At 62.9% G+C, this 6245-nt stretch carries 6 protein-coding genes and 1 pseudogene; all 7 read left to right on the top strand.

Annotated elements, in window-relative coordinates; translation table 11 throughout:
• Nucleotides 1–255 (top strand): annotated as a pseudogene (locus VFL62_RS24995) (NADH-quinone oxidoreductase subunit D); the annotation flags it as partial.
• Entirely contained in the window at nucleotides 255–1214 is a 960-nt protein-coding gene (locus VFL62_RS24990) for an FkbM family methyltransferase (protein WP_325175068.1), read from the top strand. The pseudogene VFL62_RS24995 and the gene VFL62_RS24990, both read left to right, overlap by 1 nt.
• A 13-nt stretch (nucleotides 1215–1227) precedes the next feature.
• Nucleotides 1228–1839 carry an NADH-quinone oxidoreductase subunit NuoE gene (gene nuoE / locus VFL62_RS24985; protein ID WP_325175067.1) on the top strand — a complete coding sequence of 204 codons (612 nt, stop codon included), beginning with the start codon at nucleotides 1228–1230 and terminating at the stop codon, nucleotides 1837–1839.
• Nucleotides 1839–3164: an NADH-quinone oxidoreductase subunit NuoF gene (gene nuoF, locus VFL62_RS24980; RefSeq protein WP_325175066.1), complete on the top strand. Its 1326-nt coding sequence runs from the start codon at nucleotides 1839–1841 to the stop codon at nucleotides 3162–3164. The genes nuoE and nuoF overlap by 1 nt, the downstream gene beginning before the upstream one ends.
• 5 nt (nucleotides 3165–3169) lie before the next feature.
• Nucleotides 3170–3658 (top strand): hypothetical protein, encoded by a 489-nt coding sequence (locus VFL62_RS24975; RefSeq protein WP_325175065.1) that lies wholly within the window; start codon nucleotides 3170–3172, stop codon nucleotides 3656–3658.
• A gap of 7 nt (nucleotides 3659–3665) precedes the next feature.
• Complete coding sequence (gene nuoG / locus VFL62_RS24970) at nucleotides 3666–5741, top strand: NADH-quinone oxidoreductase subunit NuoG (protein ID WP_325175064.1); 2076 nt, start codon at nucleotides 3666–3668, stop codon at nucleotides 5739–5741.
• A gap of 4 nt (nucleotides 5742–5745) precedes the next feature.
• Nucleotides 5746–6245, top strand: a 500-nt coding sequence (locus tag VFL62_RS24965) for an NADH-quinone oxidoreductase subunit H (protein ID WP_325175063.1), incomplete at its 3' end; no start/stop codon positions are given.

Genomic DNA, 6245 nt, shown 5'->3' with positions numbered 1-6245 from the left:
CATCACTTCAAGCTCTACACCGAAGGCTTCCACGTGCCGGCCGGTGAAGTCTATGCGGCGGTCGAAGCGCCCAAGGGCGAGTTCGGCGTCTATCTCGTCGCCGACGGCTCCAACAAGCCCTACAAGTGCAAGATCCGCGCGCCGGGTTTTGCGCATCTGCAGGCGATGGACTTCATCTGCAGAGGCCATCTGCTGGCCGACGTCTCCGCCATTCTCGGCTCGCTCGATATCGTGTTCGGAGAGGTCGATCGGTGATTGCGCCACCGCCCATCCAGTTCGACCGCGCCTCAGGCGCCCTGGAAGGGGCCAACCTGTGGGAGCGGACTGCTGCGCTGGCGCTGGCGACGGGATCGAAAATATCCTCGCACTTCTCGCATCGCGGCTACAATGGCTGCGCCAATCTGCTGCGCAAGACGCTGCCGGAGCGCAACATCGCGATCAAACTGAACGAGGATGCGACGTTCGAGTTTCCCTATGGCGACGGCTACTGGAGCAAGCTGCTCAATCGCTCGTACAGCTACGAAGACGAACTCGAGCTGCTGTTCCGCCATTCGCGCGACGTCGACTACACGCTGCTCGATTGCGGCGCCAATTACGGCTACTGGTCGGTGCTGGTGACGAGCAAGCCGTTCGGCGCGCACCGCGCGATCGCGGTCGAGCCGTCGTCGGATAACTTTTCCAAGCTCGCCAACAATGCCCGCGTCAACGGCAATCGTTTCGAGACCATGAAATGCGCCATTGGCGCCACCAAGGGCACGGCGCGGCTGTCCGGGACCAAACACGAGGCGTTCAGCATCGCCGGCAGTGCCGATCGTGGCGAAGAAGTGCCGGTCATGGCACTCGATGATCTCCTGGACGACGGCAAGATCGCGCCCGGCGGCAAATACATCATCAAGCTCGACGTCGAGGGCGTCGAGATCGACGCCATCAAGGGCGGCACGAAACTGCTCGCGGGCGACAGCGTGATCATTTGCGAGGAACACGGCAACGATCCCGACCACACCGTGTCGCGCTATATCCTCGAGCAGACGCCGCTGAAACTCATCGTCTACGATCCCCGCTCGGATCGTCTTGAAACCCTGAACGAGCTTTCGATCCTCGATCGCATCAAGGTTTCCAGCAACATCGGCTACAACGTTTTCGGCACGTCCAGCGCGTTCTGGCAGGAGCGGATCAACGCCCTGAACGCCAGCACCACGCGCCGCATGCAATGAGAGACTGAGCACCATGTCCGTTCGCCGCCTTGCACCGAAGGAAGTTCAGCCCGCAAGCTTTACGTTCACGCCGGAAAATCTGGAGTGGGCCAAGAAGCAGATCGCCAAATATCCCGAAGGCCGCCAGGCCTCGGCGGTGATCTCGATCTTGTGGCGGGTTCAGGAACAGCATGAGGGGTGGGTTTCGGAAGCCGCTATCCGCGCGGTCGCTGACCTGCTCGACATGCCCTATATCCGCGTACTGGAGGTCGCGACCTTCTACACGATGTTCCAGCTTCAGCCGGTCGGCAAGAAAGCGCATGTCCAGGTGTGCGGCACGACGCCGTGCCGGTTGCGCGGCGCAGGCGATCTGATCGAAGTCTGCCAGAGCCGCATCCATCACGATCCCTTCCAGCTCTCGAAGGACGGCAATTTTTCTTGGGAAGAGGTCGAGTGTCTCGGCGCCTGCGTGAACGCGCCGATGGTGCTGATCTGGAAGGACACCTATGAGGATCTGACCAAGGAAAGCTTTGGCAAGGTGCTCGATGGCTTTGCCTCCGGCAATCCGCCAAAGCCGGGCCCGCAGATCGACCGTCAATTCTCCGCGCCTGTCGGCGGACCGACCACGCTGAAGGATATCACCTGATGCTCGAGGACAAGGATCGCATCTTCAAAAACCTTTATGGCCTGCATGACTGGGGCCTCGAGGGTGCGCGGCGTCGTGGCGCCTGGGATGGCACCAAGGCGATCATCGACAAGGGGCGCGACTGGATCATCAACGAGATGAAGGCGTCGGGCCTGCGTGGCCGCGGCGGGGCGGGATTTCCGACCGGCATGAAGTGGTCCTTTATGCCCAAGGAATCCAAGGACGGCCGTCCGAGCTATCTCGTCGTCAACGCGGACGAGTCCGAGCCCGGCACCTGCAAGGACCGCGAGATCATGCGGCACGACCCGCATCTTCTGGTCGAGGGATGCCTGCTCGCCAGTTTCGCGATGGGGGCGCATGCCTGCTACATCTACGTCCGCGGCGAGTTCATCCGCGAGCGCGAGCATCTGCAGGCCGCGGTCGATCAGGCCTATGAGGCGAAGCTGATCGGCAAGGACAACGTCAATGGCTGGCCGTTCGATCTCTACGTCACCCATGGCGCCGGCGCCTATATCTGCGGCGAAGAGACCGCACTGCTAGAAAGCCTCGAAGGCAAGAAGGGCCAGCCGCGGCTGAAGCCGCCGTTCCCGGCCAATGTCGGCCTGTTCGGCTGTCCGACCACGGTTAACAACGTCGAGTCGATCGCGGTGGCGCCCGATATCCTGCGGCGTGGCGCATCCTGGTTTGCCGCAATCGGCCGGCCGAACAATGTCGGCACCAAGCTGTTTTGCGTCTCCGGCCATGTGAACCGCCCCTGCAACGTCGAAGAGGCGATGGGCATTCCGTTCCGCGAGTTGATCGAGAAGCATTGCGGCGGCATCCGCGGCGGCTGGGACAATCTGAAGGCCGTCATTCCGGGCGGCTCGTCGGTGCGCATGGTGCCGGCCGATCAGATCATCGACACGCCGATGGATTTCGACAGCCTCGGCAAGCTGCGCTCGGGGCTCGGCACCGCGGCCGTGATCGTAATGGACAAGTCGACCGACCTTATTCGGGCTATCGCGCGCATCTCCTATTTCTACAAGCATGAAAGCTGCGGCCAGTGCACGCCGTGCCGCGAAGGCACGGGGTGGATGTGGCGCGTCTTGACGCGCATGGCCGAAGGCCGCGCCCACAAGCGCGAGATCGACATGTTGCTCGAAGTCACCAAGCAGGTCGAGGGTCACACGATCTGCGCGCTCGGCGATGCCGCCGCCTGGCCGATCCAGGGCCTGATTGCGCATTTCCGGCATGAGATCGAGGAACGGATCGATCAATATTCACACAAGGCGGATCTCGACGATCAGGGCGTGCTCGATCCCGCTCATATGGTCGCGGCGGAGTAGGATTGATGGCGCTGCCCGCTACATTCTGGCAGAAGTTCGGGACGCTGGCGCAGATGGCGCAGGCGACCGTTGCGCTGCTCGGCTTTGTGGCGATCCTGTTCCAGATCAGCGAGATCCGCTCCAACAACCGCGCGTCCGCCGCGCGGCAGGCGTTCCTCGGCTATACCGATCTTGCGTTCAAGAATCCGAGGTTCGCCGCGCCCGATTACGCGGCGATCAAGGCAGCCGGCCGCGACACGCTGGTGCAGTACGAGAGCTTTGTCTCTTATTTCCTCTATGCCTGCGAGGAAGCTTTCGGCGCCTTTTCCGATCAGCGCGAATGGCTTGCTTCGTGCAATTACGACCTGAAGCCGCATTTGCCGTTTCTCTGCGAGAAGATCCAGGCCGAACCGGCCTATCTCGCGACCTACGGCACCGTCACCCAGGACTGGGTGAGGAAATCCTTCACAACCGCCAGCGTCATGCCGCCGGACTGCAAGCTGGGAAAGACTTGAGACAGCAATGACCAAACTCATTGTCGATGGCAAAGAAATCGATGTGCCCGCCGAATACACGCTGCTGCAGGCGTGCGAGGCCGCGGGCGCCGAAATTCCGCGCTTCTGCTACCACGAACGGCTTTCGATTGCCGGCAATTGCCGGATGTGCCTCGTCGAGGTGAAGGGCGGCCCGAAGCCCGTGGCGAGCTGCGCCTGGGGCGTGCGCGATTGCCGTCCGGGCCCGAAGGGCGAACCGCCGGAAATCTCGACCCGTTCGCCGATGGTGAAGAAGGCGCGCGAAGGCGTGATGGAGTTCCTGCTGATCAATCACCCGCTGGATTGCCCGATCTGCGACCAGGGCGGGGAATGCGATCTGCAGGACCAGGCGATGGGCTATGGCGTTGATACCTCGCGCTTTGCCGAAAACAAGCGCGCGGTCGAGGACAAGTATCTCGGCGCGCTGGTCAAGACCTCGATGAACCGCTGCATTCAGTGCACGCGCTGTGTTCGGTTCTCCGCCGAGGTGTGTGGCGCGCCGGAAATGGGGGCGACCGGCCGCGGCGAGGACATGGAGATCACGACCTATCTGGAGAGCGCGCTGACCTCGGAGTTGCAGGGCAATCTTGTCGACATCTGCCCCGTAGGCGCGCTGACCTCCAAGCCCTACGCCTTCGCGGCGCGGCCGTGGGAGCTCGGCAAGACCCAGTCGATCGACGTGATGGATGGCGTTGGCTCGGCGATCCGCATCGACACCCGCGGCCGTGAAGTGATGCGCATTCTGCCGCGCGTCAATGAGGCGGTGAACGAGGAATGGATCTCGGACAAGACCCGCCACATCGTCGATGGCCTGCGGACGCAGCGGCTCGACCGCCCCTATATCCGCGAAAACGGCCAGCTTCGCGCCGCCTCGTGGCAACAGGCCTTCGCGGCGATCGCAGCGAAAATGTCGCGCACCGACGGCAAGCGGATCGGCGCCATATCAGGCGATCTCGCCGCGGTCGAGGAGATGTTCGCGCTCAAGGAACTGCTGGCGAAGTTCGGTTCGGTCAATCTCGCGGTCCAGGGCGGCGATGCCTTCGATCCCAAGGCTGGACGGGCGTCCTACATCTTCAATCCGACCATTGCCGGCATCGACCAGGCCGACGCGCTTTTGATCGTGGGTTCGAACCCGCGCAAGGAAGCCGCCGTGCTCAACGCGCGCATCCGCAAGCGCTGGCGCACCGGCCAGCTCAAGATCGGCGTCATCGGCGCCAAGAACGATCTGATCTATGCGCATGACTATATCGGCGCCGGCATGGACTCGCTTGCGGATATCGCCAGCGGCAAGCATTCCTTTGCCGAGGTCTTGAAGGACGCAAAGAATCCGATCGTGCTGGTCGGTGCCGACGCGTTTTCGCGGCATGACGGCGCGGCGGTGCTGGCGAAAGCCGCCAAGCTCGCGCTGGACGTAGGCGCAGTGAAGGACGGCTGGAACGGCTTTGCCGTGTTGCAGAACACGGCTTCCCGCGTCGGCGCGCTCGACGTCGGCTTTGCCGCGGGTGCGGGTGGCCTGAACCAGGCGCAAATGACGACGTTCGGGACGCTCGATGTGCTGTTTTTGTTGGGTGCCGACGAGGTGAAAGTGCCGGACGGCACGTTCGTGGTCTACATCGGCACCCACGGCGATGCCGGCGCGCACCGCGCCGACGTGATCCTGCCGGGTGCGGCCTACACCGAGAAGTCCGGCATTTTCGTCAATACCGAGGGCAGGGTGCAGATGGCCAACCGCGCCGGCTTCCCGCCGGGCGAAGCCCGCGAGGACTGGGCGATCATTCGCGCGCTGTCGGAAGTGCTGGGTAAGAAGCTGCCCTATGACTCGCTGGCGGCCTTGCGGCAGTCGATGTTCAAGGTGGCGCCGCATCTGATGCGGCTTGACCAGATCGAGGCAGGCAACGCGGCCGATCTGAAGACGCTCGCCGGCGGTGGCGGCGAGGTCGAGAAGGCGCCATTCAAGACCGTCGTCGAAGACTTTTACCTGACGAACCCGATTGCGCGCGCGTCCGCCGTCATGGCGGAGTGCTCGCGGCTTGCCCACGGGCACATGCTGACGGCAGCGGAGTGAAGCGATGGCCGAATTCTGGACCAGTACCCTTTGGCCGCTGATCATCATGGTCGCCGAGAGCCTGTTGCTGCTCGTCGTGCTCCTGATCGCGATCGCCTACATCCTGCTGGCCGACCGCAAGATCTGGGCGGCGGTGCAAATCCGCCGTGGCCCGAACGTGGTCGGACCCTGGGGCCTGTTCCAGTCCTTTGCCGACCTTCTGAAGTTCGTGCTGAAGGAGCCGATCATTCCGGCCGGCGCCAACAAGGGCGTGTTCCTGCTCGCGCCGCTTGTCTCCTGCGTGCTTGCGCTAGCCGCCTGGGCCGTGATCCCGACCAATCTCGGCTGGGTGATCTCCGACATCAATGTCGGAATTCTCTACATCTTCGCGATCTCCTCGCTGTCGATCTACGGCATCATCATGGCCGGCTGGTCGTCGAACTCGAAATACCCGTTCCTCGCCGCGTTGCGCTCTGCGGCGCAGATGGTGAGCTACGAAGTCTCGATCGGCTTTGTCATCATCAC

This window comes from Bradyrhizobium sp., assembly GCF_035701725.1.
Taxonomy (GTDB): Bacteria; Pseudomonadota; Alphaproteobacteria; order Rhizobiales; family Xanthobacteraceae; genus Bradyrhizobium.
The sequence above is the reverse complement of the archived record's forward strand: the minus strand, read 5'-3'. Positions and strand labels throughout refer to the sequence as shown.